Source organism: Rhodococcus sp. 05-2255-3B1 (assembly GCF_002258545.1).
Lineage (GTDB): Bacteria > Actinomycetota > Actinomycetes > Mycobacteriales > Mycobacteriaceae > Rhodococcoides.
Genome location: NZ_NOZC01000031.1, coordinates 308,925 through 323,831 on the forward strand (window position 1 = coordinate 308,925; position 14,907 = coordinate 323,831).

At 66.3% G+C, this 14,907-nt stretch carries 15 protein-coding genes; 9 read left to right on the forward strand and 6 right to left on the reverse strand.

From position 1 onward, the window contains the following. Window positions 1–5: 5 nt before the first annotated feature. The 3 genes from CH249_RS18885 to CH249_RS18895 form a co-directional block, all read right to left on the reverse strand. Window positions 6–740 carry a DUF2637 domain-containing protein gene (locus CH249_RS18885; RefSeq protein WP_094646757.1) on the reverse strand — a complete coding sequence of 245 codons (735 nt, stop codon included), beginning with the start codon at window positions 738–740 and terminating at the stop codon, window positions 6–8. Window positions 741–938: 198 nt separating this feature from the next. Beyond that, window positions 939–1,241 carry a WhiB family transcriptional regulator gene (locus CH249_RS18890; RefSeq protein ID WP_032397411.1) on the reverse strand — a complete coding sequence of 101 codons (303 nt, stop codon included), beginning with the start codon at window positions 1,239–1,241 and terminating at the stop codon, window positions 939–941. Window positions 1,242–1,360: 119 nt separating this feature from the next. Further along, the gene (locus CH249_RS18895; protein ID WP_094681974.1) at window positions 1,361–1,921 is read right to left on the reverse strand and encodes a gluconokinase; all 561 of its coding nucleotides are present in this window, start codon (window positions 1,919–1,921) and stop codon (window positions 1,361–1,363) included. Between the two features lie 80 nt (window positions 1,922–2,001). Between CH249_RS18895 and CH249_RS18900 the strand changes: the two genes are divergently transcribed. Together CH249_RS18900 and otsB are read left to right on the forward strand one after the other, a co-directional pair. Then, window positions 2,002–2,745, forward strand: coding sequence for a FadR/GntR family transcriptional regulator (locus CH249_RS18900; RefSeq protein WP_032397182.1), 744 nt, complete (start codon window positions 2,002–2,004; stop codon window positions 2,743–2,745). A gap of 59 nt (window positions 2,746–2,804) precedes the next feature. Continuing rightward, window positions 2,805–5,357, forward strand: coding sequence for a trehalose-phosphatase (otsB, locus tag CH249_RS18905; protein ID WP_094681975.1), 2,553 nt, complete (start codon window positions 2,805–2,807; stop codon window positions 5,355–5,357). Between the two features lie 181 nt (window positions 5,358–5,538). Here otsB and CH249_RS18910 read toward each other — a convergent pair whose 3' ends face one another. Then, a complete protein-coding gene (locus CH249_RS18910; RefSeq protein ID WP_032397184.1) occupies window positions 5,539–6,645 on the reverse strand; it encodes a LacI family DNA-binding transcriptional regulator in 1,107 nt (368 codons plus the stop codon). 141 nt (window positions 6,646–6,786) lie between these two features. Between CH249_RS18910 and CH249_RS18915 the strand changes: the two genes are divergently transcribed. Genes CH249_RS18915 through CH249_RS18940 form a run of 6 tightly spaced genes read left to right on the forward strand, consistent with a single transcriptional unit; the run spans window position 6,787 to window position 11,800 of the window. Continuing rightward, window positions 6,787–7,824: a metal ABC transporter solute-binding protein, Zn/Mn family gene (locus CH249_RS18915; protein WP_094681976.1), complete on the forward strand. Its 1,038-nt coding sequence runs from the start codon at window positions 6,787–6,789 to the stop codon at window positions 7,822–7,824. Between the two features lie 48 nt (window positions 7,825–7,872). Further along, a complete protein-coding gene (locus tag CH249_RS18920) occupies window positions 7,873–8,706 on the forward strand; it encodes a metal ABC transporter ATP-binding protein (protein WP_032397185.1) in 834 nt (277 codons plus the stop codon). Beyond that, entirely contained in the window at window positions 8,703–9,581 is an 879-nt protein-coding gene (locus tag CH249_RS18925; RefSeq protein WP_032397186.1) for a metal ABC transporter permease, read from the forward strand. Before CH249_RS18920 ends, CH249_RS18925 begins: the two co-directional genes overlap by 4 nt. 1 nt (window position 9,582) lies before the next feature. Further along, window positions 9,583–10,350 carry a LamB/YcsF family protein gene (locus CH249_RS18930; RefSeq protein WP_094681977.1) on the forward strand — a complete coding sequence of 256 codons (768 nt, stop codon included), beginning with the start codon at window positions 9,583–9,585 and terminating at the stop codon, window positions 10,348–10,350. Continuing rightward, window positions 10,347–10,949 carry a 5-oxoprolinase subunit PxpB gene (gene pxpB, locus CH249_RS18935; RefSeq protein ID WP_094681978.1) on the forward strand — a complete coding sequence of 201 codons (603 nt, stop codon included), beginning with the start codon at window positions 10,347–10,349 and terminating at the stop codon, window positions 10,947–10,949. Before CH249_RS18930 ends, pxpB begins: the two co-directional genes overlap by 4 nt. After that, the gene (locus tag CH249_RS18940) at window positions 10,946–11,800 is read left to right on the forward strand and encodes a biotin-dependent carboxyltransferase family protein (protein ID WP_094646752.1); all 855 of its coding nucleotides are present in this window, start codon (window positions 10,946–10,948) and stop codon (window positions 11,798–11,800) included. The genes pxpB and CH249_RS18940 overlap by 4 nt, the downstream gene beginning before the upstream one ends. Here the strand turns inward: CH249_RS18940 and CH249_RS18945 are convergent. Both CH249_RS18945 and shiA read right to left on the reverse strand, forming a co-directional pair. Then, window positions 11,790–12,626, reverse strand: a complete 837-nt coding sequence (locus CH249_RS18945) for a shikimate dehydrogenase (protein ID WP_094646751.1) — start codon at window positions 12,624–12,626, stop codon at window positions 11,790–11,792. The two genes, CH249_RS18940 and CH249_RS18945, sit on opposite strands and share 11 nt — an antisense overlap. Then, complete coding sequence (gene shiA / locus CH249_RS18950; RefSeq protein WP_230596973.1) at window positions 12,623–13,987, reverse strand: shikimate transporter; 1,365 nt, start codon at window positions 13,985–13,987, stop codon at window positions 12,623–12,625. Before shiA ends, CH249_RS18945 begins: the two co-directional genes overlap by 4 nt. Window positions 13,988–14,131: 144 nt before the next feature. Between shiA and CH249_RS18955 the strand changes: the two genes are divergently transcribed. Beyond that, window positions 14,132–14,905, forward strand: coding sequence for an IclR family transcriptional regulator C-terminal domain-containing protein (locus CH249_RS18955; protein WP_052050010.1), 774 nt, complete (start codon window positions 14,132–14,134; stop codon window positions 14,903–14,905). Window positions 14,906–14,907 lie beyond the last annotated feature (2 nt).

Genomic DNA, 14,907 nt, shown 5'->3' on the forward strand with positions numbered 1-14,907 from the left:
GGATGTCACGGAGCGTCGACGGGATAGAGATCGTCCACTCGTTCTTCGTCGAGAATCCATCGATCCACCTCGTCGAGCGGCTCGACCGTGCGCACCGAGGTGACGGGAGATTCGGGCACGGATTGCTCGACGCGGACCGGCTGGATGTGCTCCGGCTCGGGGTGGACCGGCTCGGTGTGGACCGGCTCGACGCGCTTCGTCGGCGCGGGTGCCGGCGTCTCGGGGGTGGTGAGTTCGGGCGCAGGTGTCGCCGGTTCGGCTCTCGGTGCGAAGGCCACCTCGTCGACGACGGGTTGTTCGTCGGCGATGCCTGCGGTCTTCGGCAGTTCCGCCGGTACCCGAACGAGGATGCCGAGTCCGTGGGTCGCGGCCAGCAGGCTCACCGGGGCGACGGTCGCAATGGCCGCCGACAGGGCCGGATGCAGCGTGCCGGCGTCGGAGATGAAGGCGTGCATGGCATTTGCGCCGATACTGACCAGAGCGGCCGTGATCAACACGCCCCAGAAGAAGCGTCGACCACTGCGTTGCTCCTCGAATTGGGCGAGCGCGATGACGGAGATGGTGGCCTGCAGGATGGTGCCGTCGACGATCACCGGCCACAGCCAGGACAGTGAGCGTGGAACGCCTGCCATCGTGGCGAGATCCCACAGTGCGGCGAAACTCAGCACGAACGACGCGATTCCGATGACGGTGGTGATGACGACCGCACTGACGAGCGTCGCACGCAGGACCTTGTTCATGGGTCGTCATGGAACACGAGACCACCGACAAGTTCGGTCGAGTCCGCGACGGTCAGGGCTCGAAGGCTCCGCGAACCAGTCCTCGCACACGCGCGCGTTTACCAGCAGCACGCGTAATTACCATGTGCGCGTTGACAATTACGACCGCGTTCGGCACATGCGCGCGCGTCTGCAGCGCACCCGTATGCCCCGGCGGGATCAAGCGGTCCGGATGGCTCCGCGGTAGAAGTCGGCGCGATCGTGCGCGGACATTCCGCCCCACACGCCGTAGGGCTCGTTGGCCTCCAGTGCGTGCTGGCGACATTGTTCGAGTACCGGGCAGCGGCCGCAGACCTGCTTCGCGGACTTCTCGCGCGAGGTGCGGGCGCGACCTCGCTCGCCTTCGGGGTGGAAGAACACGGACGAGTCCAGTCCACGACACAGACCGTCGAGTTGCCAGTCCCAGACATCGGCGTTGGGAACGGGAAGTTGGACCGGCCTGGCGGGTGCGCCTCGCACCATGAGCTGTCTCCTCACTGAAAAGTGAACAAGCTCACTATCTCGCATTCGTCGTACTTTTACAAGTTCTTTCGTCCATTCGTAGTACTTAAAAGCAAGCGCGCTTGCTTGAAACCCGGCGGTCAGTGACTCTCCGACATCCCGGCCCGCGTCTCGAGTTCGACGAGGATGCGCTCGGCGATCTTGGTCGGGGGCGGACCGATGTCGACGACGATGGCGTTCTCGTCGTCGCCCAGCGGCTCGAGGGTGGAGATCTGGGTGTCGAGCAGCGACGACGGCATGAAGTGGTCCATCCGCGCGTTGAGGCGGCCGCTGATCCGATCCTTCGTTCCGGCCAGGTGCACGAAGATCACTCCCGCCCCCTCCCTCGACCCGGCAGCCAGCACGTCCCGATACGTCCGCTTGAGCGCCGAGCACGTCACGATCCCCGATCGCCCCGTGGTGGTGTGGTCGGTGATCCATTCCGCGATCACGTCCAGCCACGGCCATCTGTCCTCGTCGGTCAACGGCTGACCCGACGCCATCTTGGCCACGTTGGCGTCCGGGTGCAGGTCGTCGCCCTCCTGCAGGTCCCATTTCAGTGCACCTGCGAGGATGCCCGCCACCGTGGACTTGCCCGATCCGGACACTCCCATCACCACGAGTACCGGATGATGTGCTCTACCTGTCGTCTGCGATGCCATCCCTCGATACTGCTCCATCGCGCCCGCCTGGATCGGACAGACGCGAGAAACCGGGCAACCCGTGGGACGATCGACCGGACATGAGCGAGACCAACGACTTCCGCCAACTGCACGATTCGGTGCTCGACGAGCTCGGGCGCGACATCGTCAGCGGCGCGATCCCGAGCGGGACCCGAATCTCGGCAGACGACGTCGCCGTGCGGTTCACCGTGTCGCGGACCGTCGTGCGGGAAGTCGTGCGCGTTCTCGAGTCGCTGGGGTTGCTCACGGTGCGTCGTCGCGTCGGAATCACCGTGCAGGGCTCGGAGAACTGGAACTCACTCGACCCGGTGGTGATCCGCTGGCAACTGGCCGGGCCGGCTCGCGCCGAACAGTTGCTACTGCTCAGCGAATTGCGTTCGGGGATCGAACCTTTGGCAGCCAAGCTGGCCGCCCACCGAGCGACACCCGAGCAATGCGGGGCGTTGACCGCCGCCGTCATCGGAATGTCGTCGACGTCGAGAGCAGCCGACTCCGAGGCCTACCTCGAACACGACTGCAATTTTCATCGCACGCTGCTCGCGGCGTCGGGCAATCCGATGTTGCGATCGATGTCCGACATCGTGGTCGAGGTACTCGCCGGACGTACCCGCCATGCCCTGATGTCGAGGCAGGCCGACCCGGAGGCAATTCGTCTGCACGGGGTGGTCGCCTCGTCGATCCAGTCCGGTGACGCCGACGCCGCACAGCGAGCCATGTTGGCCATCGTCACCAAGTCAGCAGCATCGATGTCGGCGGCCTCGGGTGTGACGCCGTCGCCCGGTCTGGTGCCCGACCAGCAGTGATACACCGAGCGCACAAAGCCAGGTACGCCGAGGCGGGGTTCATCGCCTAGATTCGACGGGTGACTGCTCTCGAATTGCCGCTCGAACTTCGCCGCGCACTCGTTGGAGTAGCTCGGACTCCGCGTCTGCTCGTCGCGTCCGATTACGACGGCACCATGGCGCCGATCGTCTCCGACCCGCAGAAGGCGTTCCCACACCCCGAGTCGGTCAGCGCCATGCGCGGGCTCGCTTCCCTGGCCGGAACCAACGCCGCCGTCATCTCCGGACGCGCCCTGCGTGATCTCGCGATCCTCTCGCGGCTGCCGTCCGAGGTGCAGCTGGTAGGCAGCCACGGTAGCGAGTTCGACGCCGGGTTCGTCAACGCCATCGACGACAACGCAAAGAAGCTCCTCACCGTCATCACCGGCGAACTGCAGGCCATCGCCGACGCCCATCCAGGCGTGAGTATCGAGACCAAGCCGGCCAGCGTCGCGTTGCACGTCCGCAACGCCGAGACCGCCGCAGGCGACGAGGCCCTCGCGGCCGTGCGATCCGGCGCGGCTGCGCGGGACGGGGTGCAGGTTACCGAGGGCAAGTCCGTCATCGAGTTGGCGGTCATCGTCACCGACAAGGGCGTCGCGCTCGACATTCTTCGCCACCAGGAAGCCGCTACTGCCGCAGTCTTTTTCGGCGACGACGTCACCGACGAGAAGGCGTTCGGACACCTGCACGGGCCGGACATCGGCGTCAAGATCGGACCGGGAGACACCCTGGCGGAGTTCCGCATCGACAGCACCGAGCAGGTCGCGCTCGCCCTGGCGTTTCTGCTCGAAGAGCGACGCCAGTGGCTCTCGGGAGCCGACGCCCCGCGTATCGAGCGACTGACGATGTTGGCCAGCCCCAATGCCGTTGCACTGCTGACCCCCGACGCCGACGTCACCTGGCTGTGTCATCCCGAACCCGATTCGGCGGCGGTGTTCGCGCACCTGCTCGGCGGCGATCAGGCCGGTCACTTCAGCGTCGGACCCACCCGTACATCGTTGCCGCTGAGCCAGCAATACGTGGACGGCACGATGACGGTGCAGACCAAGTGGGCCAGCCTGCAGGTCACCGACTACCTGCCGCACGACGTCGGCCAGGGTCAGACCGCTCTGACCCGCGTCATCACCGGCAAGGCCACCGCCGTGGTCACCTTCGCGCCGCGTCCGGAGTTCGGAAAGGCCTGGGCGTCACTGGAACCCGACGTCGACGGCCTACGCGTCCTCGGTACCGCGGATCCGATGGTGCTGCGTAGCCCCGGCGTCGTCTGGAACATCGTCTCCGATGGATCCCAGCAAACCGCACACGCCGAGGTCGATCCCTCCAACGGACCGATCGTTCTCGAATTGCGGCTCGGAACGGATGATCTGAGCGAGCACCCGTGGGCCGAGGTGGAGCGTCGTCGGGCATCGGAGGCGTACTGGAAGGACTGGGCCGACGGCCTGGATCTGCCGCCGCTCAAGCGCGATCTGATGAAGCGATCGGCACTGACTCTGCGCGGACTGGTGCACGCCGAGTCCGGTTCGATCATGGCGGCCGCCACCACTTCGCTACCCGAGGATATCGGCGGAGTACGCAACTGGGACTACCGCTACTGCTGGCTGCGCGACGCGGCGCTGACGGCGGCAGCACTGGTCGACGTCGGCTCGACGGCCGAGGCCGAGAACTACCTGTCCTGGATCCACGGAGTACTCGAGTCGGTGTCGGGTCCCGAACGCCTGCACCCGCTATACACCATCTGGGGCCTCGGCCTGCCACCCGAGGCCGTCATCGACGAGCTGCCCGGTTACGCCGGTTCGCGTCCGGTACGGGTGGGAAATGCTGCCAACCAACAGGTTCAGCTCGACGTGTTCGGCCCCATCGTCGAACTGGTGTCCGCCCTCGCCCATGCACGCAAGGCCGCAGGATCGGAACACGTTCTCTCCGAAGATGACTGGGAACTCGTCCGCGCCATGGTCGAAGCCGTCGAACGTCGCTGGTTCGAACCCGACCACGGTATCTGGGAGATCCGCGACAACCCCCGCCACCACGTCTACTCCAAGGTGATGGGCTGGATCACCGTCGATCGCGCCATCCGACTCGCCGAAACATTCGGCCGTACGACGGAACCCGGCTGGGCCCCTCTGCGCGAGACCATCCGAGAGGAAGTACTCGCCAACGGCTGGAACGAGGAGGTGCAGTCCTTCACCGCCGCGTACGACGGCACCGACCTCGACGCCGCGACCCTGTTCATCGGGCTGTCCGGACTGATCGACCCGGCCGACCCGCGCTTCGCGGCCACCGTCACCGCCACCGAAGCCGAACTGCGCAGCGGCTCGACCGTCTACCGATACCGCCACGACGACGGACTCCCCGGCGGCGAAGGCGGCTTCCACCTGTGCGCGGCCTGGCTGGTGGAGGCATACCTTCTGGTGGGACAGCGCGCCGAAGCCGAAGCCCTGTTCGCCCAACTCGTCAGCGCCGCAGGCCCCACCGGACTGCTCAGTGAGGAATACGACCCCATCGCCGAACGATCCCTCGGCAACCATCCCCAGGCCTACAGTCACCTCGGTCTGCTGCGCTGCGCGAGATTGCTCAGCGCCCAGCCTGCTTGACCCCCGCCCCGCCGCACCGCTCCGCTCCGCTCCGCGTCAATGGACCATTGCATACGTCTGAGCCGTGCAATGGTCCATTCACCCACCGGGGTCCGCTGCGTGAATGGCACATTGCATACGTCTGAGGCGTGCAGTGGTCCATTGACGCGAAGGCGAGCGGAGCGAGCGGCGGCGGCGAAGGTCAGGCGATAGCGGGCGGTTGTTCCGGCGGCGGTCCAGCGGTTCGGCCGCGGAAGAGTTCGGTCGGCAGGGTTTCGGCGGCGACGATGCCCGAGTGCGAGGACGAGAGCACCAGTTTGCCCGCTCGACGGCCTTTTTCCTCGGCGTCCTGGCGCACGGTGGTGAGGTTCTCGCGGATGGCGTCGGAGATGCCGTCGAATCCGGTGACCGAGAGTTGGCTCGGCACATCGATTCCGGAGACTCTGGCGAAGTTGAGTGCGCCGAGGGCGATCACGTCGGTGGTGCAGAGCAGCGCGGTGGTTTCGCGGTTTGCCTGGAGGGCTTGGGCGGCGGCGGAGTGGCCGGAGCGCACGGTGTGGTCGAAGCGTTCGACGACGGTGAGGATGTCCGGGTCGAGTCCGGCGTCGATCATGGCGGCTTGGACTCCGGCGATGCGTTCACGCTGGACGTGGAAGTGACTGTCCGCCAACCGTCCCGGGGGTACGACGCCGTCGCGACGGTCGCGTCCGAGCCGCATGCACAGGACGGCGAGGTGCTCGTGCCCCTGTGAGATCAGATGTGCGGCAAGCATTTTCATTGCGCCGCGGTCGTCGATGGCGACGAGGGCGGCTTCGGGGATGTTGCGGGGTTGGTCGCAGACGACGATCGGCAGATGACGTTCGCGAACCGCAGCGAGGTACGGGTCGTCGTCGGCGACGGAGTAGACGACGAACCCGTCGACTCCGGCCTGTTGCACGACGGCGGCGGCCTGCACGTCGTCGCGTTCGGCACCGGCGGGGATGAGCAGTAGTCCCTGTCCGGCGGCCTCGCAGGATTCGGCGAGTCCGGCGAGGAAGCTCATCGCGGCGGGGTCGCGGAAGGAGTAGCTCAGCGCCTCGGTGAGGAGCAGTCCGATGGCGCCGGCCTTGCGGGTGCGCAGTGATCGCGCGACCGGGTCGGGGCCCGCGTAGCCGCGGCGCTTGGCGGCCTGGAGGACGCGTTCGCGAAGTTCGGGGGAAAGCTGATCGGGTCGGTTGTAGGCGTTCGAGACGGTGGTGCGCGATACCTTCAGCTCGGCTGCGATCGACGCCAACGTCGCTTGACGTCGTGGTTCGCTCGACCTGGCCATAACCGGGACGTTAGTCCCACAACGCATCGCAGAGAAACTCGAGGTCGCCTTCGTCCGATTCGAACAAAGGCCAATCGAACGCTAGAGTACAACGGTAACGGTTTCCATTAGCGTCAAGCCTTGCCCTTCAGGAGTACATCGATGTCGTCCATCCGTCGCGCGTCCCGGACCAAACTCACGGCCGCACTCGGCCTGACCTGCGCCGCAGCCCTCACGCTCAGCGCATGCAGCTCAACCGACTCCGCGAGCACCGAGTCTGCCCCGGCCACCCCCGTCGACGGACCGATCACGATCGTCGCGTCGACGAACGTCTGGGGAAGCGTCGCGGAGGCAGTGGCGGGCAACCTGGCCACAGTGACCTCGCTCATCTCCGATCCCTCAGCCGATCCGCACTCCTACGAGGCCAGCCCGGCCGACGCCGCTGCCGTCGCCGAGGCGTCGCTCGTGGTCTACAACGGCGGCGGCTACGACCAGTTCATCGAGGACATCCTCGGATCCGAGGGCAAGGACGTGCCGTCGGTCGATGCGTACACCCTGCTCGACGAGAGCCACGATCACGAGTCCGAGCCCACCTCCGGCGACGCGACGGCCGAAGCAGAGGCAGAGGCAGAGGCAGCGGCAGCGGACGATCACGGCCATTCGCACGGCGAGGTCAACGAACACGTTTGGTACAACGCCGAGGTCGCAGCGCACACCGCCGAGGAGATCGCCGACAAGCTCGGTCAGCTCGACCCCGACAACGCTGCCCAGTACACCGCCAACGCCGAAACGTTCCACGAGCAGGTACACGGCATCACCGACGTGACGGCGAAGATCGCCGCCGATCACCCGGGCGCACCGGTGGCGCAGACCGAGCCGATCGCGCACTACCTGATCGAGGAATCCGAACTCGACGATCGCACTCCCGAGGACTTCAAGGACTCCATCGAGGAGGGCAACGACCCGTCGCCCGCTTCGATCGCCGCGACGCGTGATCTGTTCACCTCGAAGTCCGTCCGCGCTCTGATCTACAACATCCAGACCGAAGATGCTGTGACGCAGGATATTCGCTCCACGAGCGAGGCCGCGGGCATCCCCGTCGTCGAGGTCACCGAGACTCTGCCCGCCGGGATGACGTACATCGAGTGGCAGACCAAGGCAGCGACGGATCTGCAGGCCGCCCTCGCAACGGCCCCTTGAGCCGATCCGACTCCTGATCTCGGACCGGCTGATGGAAAGCTGTAGTACATGCCTGCTGTAGAACTGCGCGATGCCGGACTGGCGTTCGGCGAGCGCACGCTGTGGCAGAACCTGGACCTGACGGTCGAGAAGGGCGAGTTCGTCGCCGTTCTCGGCCCCAACGGATCGGGCAAGACGTCTCTGCTGAAGGTGCTGCTCGGTCAGAATCACCTCACATCCGGCACGGCCGCGATCGACGGCAATCCCGTCCGTCGCGGCCAGTCGGGCGTCGGCTACGTGCCCCAGCAACGAAACATCGACGACGATCTCCCCCTGCGCGGACGCGATCTCGTCGGGCTCGGCTGGGACGGTCATCGGTGGGGCATGGGCCTGCGCGGCATGCGGCAGCGCAAGGAGACGGTGCAGCGCGCGATCGATCAGGTCGACGCCAACTCCTTCGCCGGAGCGCCGGTCGGCTCGATGTCCGGCGGTGAACAGCAGCGGCTGCGTATCGCCCAGGCACTCGTCGGCGATCCGTCGGTCCTGCTGTGCGACGAACCCCTGCTCAGCCTCGACCTCGCCAACCAATCTCTGGTCTCGAGCCTCATCGATCGTCGACGACGGGAGCACGACACCGCAGTTCTGTTCGTGACCCACGAGATCAACCCGATCCTGCCGCTCGTCGATCGCATCGTCTACATCGTCGACGGCCGGTTCCGTATCGGAACGCCGGAGGAAGTCATGACCACCGAGGTGCTCTCCGAGCTGTACGGCACCGAAGTCGAGGTACTGAAAGTTCGCGGCCGGCTCATCGTCGTCGGCACCGGCGACTCGATCGACGCGCTCGGCTCGGCAGGAGCCCACCATCCACCCGTGCCGCACGACAGAGAAGACAAGGCATGAACGAGAAGGTTCTCGACGCATTCTCGAAGATGCTCGACTTCGATACCACCGCAAATCTGCTGACCTACGACTTCGTCCAGCAGGCACTGCTCGCCGCCGCGATCCTCGGATTGCTCGCAGGCGCACTCGGTCCGCTGATCGTCAGCCGCCAGTGGGCGTTCGCGGTGCACGGATCGAGTGAACTCTCGCTCACCGGTGCCTCCGCGGCACTGCTCGTCGGCATCACCGTCGGCCTCGGAGCCATCGTCGGGTCCGTGGTCGCGGCGGTCATGTTCGCCCTGCTCGGCAGCAAGGCCCGCGACCGCGACTCGGTCATCGGCGTGATCATGTCCTTCGGTCTCGGCCTGTCGGTGCTGTTCATCTGGCTCTACCCGGGCCGAACCGGCACCAGCTTCTCGCTGCTCATCGGCCAGATCGTCGGCGTCGGACAGAGCGGTATTCAGCTCCTGCTGGTGTGCGCGGTCCTGGTGTTGATCGTCCTCACCGTGGTCTACCGTCCGCTGCTGTTCGCCAGCACCGACCCCGAGGTGGCGCTGGCCCGCGGCGTCCCCGTCCGCGCACTCTCGGTGGTGTTCGCCGTGCTCGTCGGTGTCGCCTGTGCGCTCGGTGTGCAGATCGTCGGCGCGCTGCTGGTGCTCTCGCTGCTCATCACCCCGGCCGCTGCCGCCGCACGGGTGACGGCAAGCCCGCTGAAGGCGACGCTGCTGTCCATCGTCTTCGCCGAGATCGCCGCCGTCGGCGGCATCCTGCTCTCCCTTGCTCCCGGCCTGCCGGTCTCGACGTTCGTCACCACCATCTCCTTCGTGATCTACCTCGTGTGCCGCGCGATCGGCGGAACCCGCAAGGCCAATTCCGGACGACTGGTCGCCGCCTAGGATGTCGAGGGTGTCCATCGACCTCAACGCCGATCTCGGCGAGAGCTACGGTGCGTGGACTCTCGGCGACGACGACGCGATGCTCGCCCTGGTCTCGAGCGCCAACGTTGCGTGCGGCTTCCATGCCGGTGATCCCACCACTCTGCTGCGGACGTGCCGCTCGGCCGCGACAGCGGCGGTACGAATCGGAGCGCAGGTGGGCTACCACGACCTCGCCGGGTTCGGCAGGCGCTTTCTCGACGTCTCCCCCGCCGACCTGAACGCCGACGTGATCTATCAGATCGGCGCACTCGACGGCCTCGCTCGAGCCTCCGGTTCGGCCGTCGCCTACGTCAAACCGCACGGTGCGCTGTACAACGCGATCGTGCACCACCGCGGCCAGGCAAAGGCCGTGGTCGACGCCGTTCTCGCCTACGACCCCACGCTGCCGGTGCTCGGCCTGCCCGGCTCGGTGTTCCTCGAGGAAGCCGAACGAGCCGGACTGCGCACTGTCGCAGAGGCTTTCGCCGACCGCGCCTACACCCCGCAGGGGGCGCTCGTCTCGCGCTCGGAACCCGGTGCCGTACTGTCCGATCCCGACGCCGTTGCCCAGCGCGTGTTGACCATGATCACCGACGGCACGACCCTGGCTGTCGACGGCACGCGCATCGATGTCGCGGCGGAGTCGATCTGTCTGCACGGCGACTCCCCCGGCGCGGTCGCGATGGCCGCGGCCGTATCGAACCTGTTGCGCGTCAACGGTATCGACATCTCCGCATTTGTCCGATGAGGATTCACCCGGCCGGTGAGGACGCACTGCTGGTCGAATTCGACGGGCTGGACGAGACGATGGCGTACTACCGCTCTCTGACGGCCGACCCACCCGCGGCGGTCGTGGATCTGGTACCAGCCGCACGCACGGTCCTGGTGATGTTCGACGGGCCGAAGCAGCCGGTTCTGAACTGGATCGCGGCCACCGAACCCGCAGTCACGACCACCGACGACCGGTCCGACACCGTGACGATCTCGGTGGTCTACGACGGCGAGGATCTCGACGAGGTTGCCCGACTGGCCGGCCTGTCCACCGCCGACGTCGTTGCCGCCCATGTCGATCAGACGTGGACCGTTGCGTTCGGCGGCTTCGCACCCGGCTTCGGCTATCTCGTCGGCACCGACGCACGACTGCATGTTCCGCGGCGCACGTCGCCGCGCACCAGCATTCCGGCCGGTTCGGTGGGCCTGGCGGGTGAGTTCTCGGGCATCTATCCGCGCTCCTCCCCCGGCGGGTGGCAACTGATCGGACGCACCGACGCTCGGTTGTGGGATCTCGACCGCGATCCACCCGCGCTGCTGCGGCCCGGCACCATCGTCCGATTCGAGCAGGCATGAGAGCCCTGACCGTTCTGCAGACGGGACCACTGTGCACCGTCCAGGATCGCGGACGACCCGGATTCGCGTCGATCGGCGTCGGTCGCTCGGGTGCCGCAGACCGACTCTCGCACGATGCCGCGAACCGGTTGGTGGGCAACGACTCCGACGCCGCCACACTGGAAGTGACCTTCGGTGGCCTGAAACTACGCGCCGAGTTCGACGCTCTCGTGGCCGTCACCGGGGCGCAGGTGAACTGCCGCGTGGACGGCACAGAGCAGGGACTGTTCTCGACCATCACCCTCAGAGCCGGACAGACACTGGAATTGTCCGCGCCCACATGGGGTCTGCGCAGCTACGTTGCCGTACGGGGTGGGATCGACGTTCCGGCAGTCCTGGGCAGTCGGTCGACGGACACGATGTCCGGCATCGGCCCGGCCCCTCTCTCTCCCGGCGATGTTCTGAACGTCGGCAACGGCAGTGCCGAATGGCCTGCTGCAGATTTCGTGCCGCCGCCCACGCTCCACGAGACATTGCACGTGAGGTTCGGGCCGCGTGACGGCTGGTTCACCGAGCACGCCTCGAAGACGCTGGTGCAGCAGCCGTGGACGGTCACACCGGACACCGATCGCGTCGGGATCAGGCTCGACGGATCCGAGCCCCTGGCCCGCGCAATCGACGGTGAATTATCCAGTGAGGGAATGGTTCTCGGGTCTCTGCAGGTTCCCCCGTCAGGGAAGCCCGTGCTGTTTCTCGCCGACCATCCCGTCACAGGCGGATATCCGGTAATCGCCGTCGTGACCGCAGCCGACGTGTCCGTGGCCGCGCAGTTGACTCCCGGCACTCGGGTGCGCTTCCGCGCTATCGGTTGATTCCGGCAGCGGCGGGACAGATTTCACGGATGCTGCGTCGCAATGCATCGGACATCCGGTCGGGCAGTCCGAGCGGACGAACCATGGCATCGGCCTGGTGGAACAGGTGCGTCCATCCGTCGATCAGCTCGATGTCTCGATCGGCGGCGTAGGCCTCGGCGGCGTTGCGCATGTCGGCGTAGACGAAGTCGTACACCGTTGCCGTCGGTGCCAGTTCACCTGTGCCCCAGGCGAGCTGATCCTCCGAGCCGTCTCGTCCGATGGGCGTCGCATTGATCACCAGGTCGTAGGAGCCCAGATCCACTGCTCGATCCGACCAGTCGACGACCGCGACGGAACCGTCGTACCCGTCGAGTTCGGCGACGAGAGCCGCCGCTGCACGACGGTCGACATCCGAGACCACCAGCCTGTCGATGCGGGCGTGCAAGGCGAATGCCGCAGCATGCGCGGCACCACCGGCTCCGAGCAGAAGTACCGATCCGAAGGTACGTCCCGCGGTCGCGGCTCGGACCGCCGCGATGTCGGTGTTCATGGCGAACAGCGCACCCGAACGCAGGAACAGCAGATTTGCCACCCCCGAGACCGTCACATCCGGATCGGCCTCGTCGGCAACCGTTGCGGCCCAGTGCTTCCATGGCATCGTCACGTTCGCAGCATCGGTGCGGCCGCCCCGGAGAGCCTTCTCCACGTCGGGTAGGCCGGCGGCGTCGACGACCTCCCAGGCGTCGTAACTGGACGAGACCTCGGCGATCTCGAACGCACGCGTCCACAGCGCGGGTGACATCGCGGTGGACGCGTGCGAACCGACCAGGGTCAGCGAGCTCATACCGACTTCGAGACACGCTCTGCAACAACACCTTCTGCTGCAGGAGCCTGTACGGAGACGGACGTGACGTCGGAGGAACCCATGTTCTTCATCAGCGCTGCGACCACGGCCGAGATGATGCATCCCAGGGCCAGGTACGCCGCGACGTAGTGCCAGGAGCCGTCGTTCCAGCTCACCAGAGCGGCCGCGATGAACGGGGTGAAGCCACCTGCGATCGCGCTGGCGACCTGATAGCCCACACCGGCACCGCTGTAGCGCAGTTCCGGGCCGAACATCTCGGTGAACAGGGGCTGCTGCACCGAGACCACCATGTCGTGCGAGACGTTGACCAGGATGACGGCGAGGATCACGATGGCGACCACCGAGGCCGCTTGCAGGGAGAGGAAGAACGGCACGGCAGCCAGTGCGCCCACGACGGCACCGGTGACGAAGATCGGCTTGCGGCCGAAGCGGTCGGCGACCGCCGCGTAGGCCGGGATGCTCAGGATGCCGATGGCACCGACCAGCAGCGCGACGTTGAGCATGAACTGGCGCTCGTAGCCCAGTTCGTTGACGGTGTAGCTGAGTGCGAAGGTGGTGACGATGTACATGGTGAACAGCTCGGCCATGCGCAGCGCGATGATCTTGAGGAACGAACCGGGGTGCTCGGTGATCGCCTGGATGACCGGCAGCTTCTTTTTCTCACCGCTCTCCTCGACTGCCTGCTCGAACACGGGCGATTCCTCGACACCGGATCGGATCCACAGGCCGAACAGTACGAGCACCGCGCTGGCCAGGAACGGTACGCGCCAGCCCCAGCTGGTGAAGGCGTCGTCGCTGAGCAGGTTGCTCATGATGGTGACCGCGCCGGTGGCGAGGATGAGGCCGACGGAGTAGCCGACCTGGACGCCACTGCTGTAGAACGCCTTCTTCTTCGCCGGCGCACTCTCGACGGCCATCAGCGATGCTCCGCCCCATTCGCCGCCGACGGCGAAGCCCTGGATCGCGCGCAGCAGCACCAGCAGCAGCGGCGCGAACCAGCCGATGGACTCGAAGTTGGGAACCAGACCGATCAGGGCCGTTGCGACGCCCATCAGCAACATGGTCCAGATCAGCATCCGCTTGCGTCCGAGGCGGTCACCGAAGTGGCCGAAGAAAATTCCGCCGAGGGGCCGGAAGAGGAAACCGACACCGAAGGTCGCGAACGCGGCCATCACGCCCACTGCGGGCGAGACGCTCGGAAAGAACTGGGAGTTGAACACCAGCGCGGCGATGATGCCGTACAGCAGGAAGTCGTACCACTCGACCACGGCACCGACGAAGCTGCCGATGGCAGCTTTCCGTGCTCTGGATCCGTCCGCGACTGCGACGTCAACGTTCACTTGTCGGCCCTTCGATTTTGTGCGCATAGCGCACAGTTGTTTGTTATTCGCACAACTGTAACCAGAGGCAGCTCTTGTGGTCAAGACCACAAGCACGGAGCGGTGTGATGCAGCGCGATCAGGGCGATGAGGCAGACTCGAACCATGACGGCCGAGATCGCCCCCGACGACCAACGCCCCGCCTGGTTCGTGCAGTCACTCGAACGAGGCCTGAGCGTGCTGCAGTGCTTCGACGACGCACATCCCGCCCGCACTCTGACCGAGGTCGCCGGGGCCGTCGGAGTCACACGAGCTACGGCCCGCCGACTGCTGCTGACGCTGGCCGAACTGGGATTCGTCCGCCAGGACGGCCGTCGGTTCACCCTCACCCCACGAGTGATGAACCTGGGCTTCACGTTCCTGTCCGGAATGGACCTGCCGCGTCTGGCCGAACCCCACATCGAAACGCTCGCACGACAATTGGGCGAAACGACTTCGGTGGCGATCCTCGACGGATTCGACATCGTCTACGTCGCGCGCGTTCCGTCGTCGCGCATGCTGCGGGTCGTCATCACATTGGGCACTCGATTCCCCGCGCACGCAACGTCTTCGGGTCGAGTGCTGCTCGCAGCGCTGCCCGAGAGCGAGCTGGAGCGTTACTTCGCCGACGCGCCCATCGAAGCCCTCACCCCGCGCACGCTCGTCGATCGAGACGCACTGCGTGCCGAGATCGACCGAGTGCGCGCAGCCGGGTGGTCCGAGGTGGTCGACGAACTGGATGTCGGAATGCGTGCTGCTGCAGTGCCTTTGCGGAACAGCAACGGCACCGTCGTGGCCGCGCTGAACACGTCACTGCACGCGAGGAATTACACCGACACCGACATGGTCCAGACCGTGATCCCGGCGATGCACGACACCGCCGCCCGCATCAGAACCTAGGT

What these genes read in the sequence shown, in the direction of transcription:
- CH249_RS18885 (WP_094646757.1), bottom strand. Translation starts at nt 740, where the DNA reads ATGAACAAGGTCCTGCGTGCGACGCTCGTCAGTGCGGTCGTCATCACC.
- CH249_RS18890 (WP_032397411.1), bottom strand. Translation starts at nt 1,241, where the DNA reads ATGGTGCGAGGCGCACCCGCCAGGCCGGTCCAACTTCCCGTTCCCAAC.
- CH249_RS18895 (WP_094681974.1), bottom strand. Translation starts at nt 1,921, where the DNA reads ATGGCATCGCAGACGACAGGTAGAGCACATCATCCGGTACTCGTGGTG.
- CH249_RS18900 (WP_032397182.1), top strand. Translation starts at nt 2,002, where the DNA reads ATGAGCGAGACCAACGACTTCCGCCAACTGCACGATTCGGTGCTCGAC.
- CH249_RS18910 (WP_032397184.1), bottom strand. Translation starts at nt 6,645, where the DNA reads ATGGCCAGGTCGAGCGAACCACGACGTCAAGCGACGTTGGCGTCGATC.
- CH249_RS18915 (WP_094681976.1), top strand. Translation starts at nt 6,787, where the DNA reads ATGTCGTCCATCCGTCGCGCGTCCCGGACCAAACTCACGGCCGCACTC.
- CH249_RS18920 (WP_032397185.1), top strand. Translation starts at nt 7,873, where the DNA reads ATGCCTGCTGTAGAACTGCGCGATGCCGGACTGGCGTTCGGCGAGCGC.
- CH249_RS18925 (WP_032397186.1), top strand. Translation starts at nt 8,703, where the DNA reads ATGAACGAGAAGGTTCTCGACGCATTCTCGAAGATGCTCGACTTCGAT.
- CH249_RS18930 (WP_094681977.1), top strand. Translation starts at nt 9,583, where the DNA reads ATGTCGAGGGTGTCCATCGACCTCAACGCCGATCTCGGCGAGAGCTAC.
- pxpB (WP_094681978.1), top strand. Translation starts at nt 10,347, where the DNA reads ATGAGGATTCACCCGGCCGGTGAGGACGCACTGCTGGTCGAATTCGAC.
- CH249_RS18940 (WP_094646752.1), top strand. Translation starts at nt 10,946, where the DNA reads ATGAGAGCCCTGACCGTTCTGCAGACGGGACCACTGTGCACCGTCCAG.
- CH249_RS18945 (WP_094646751.1), bottom strand. Translation starts at nt 12,626, where the DNA reads ATGAGCTCGCTGACCCTGGTCGGTTCGCACGCGTCCACCGCGATGTCA.
- CH249_RS18955 (WP_052050010.1), top strand. Translation starts at nt 14,132, where the DNA reads ATGACGGCCGAGATCGCCCCCGACGACCAACGCCCCGCCTGGTTCGTG.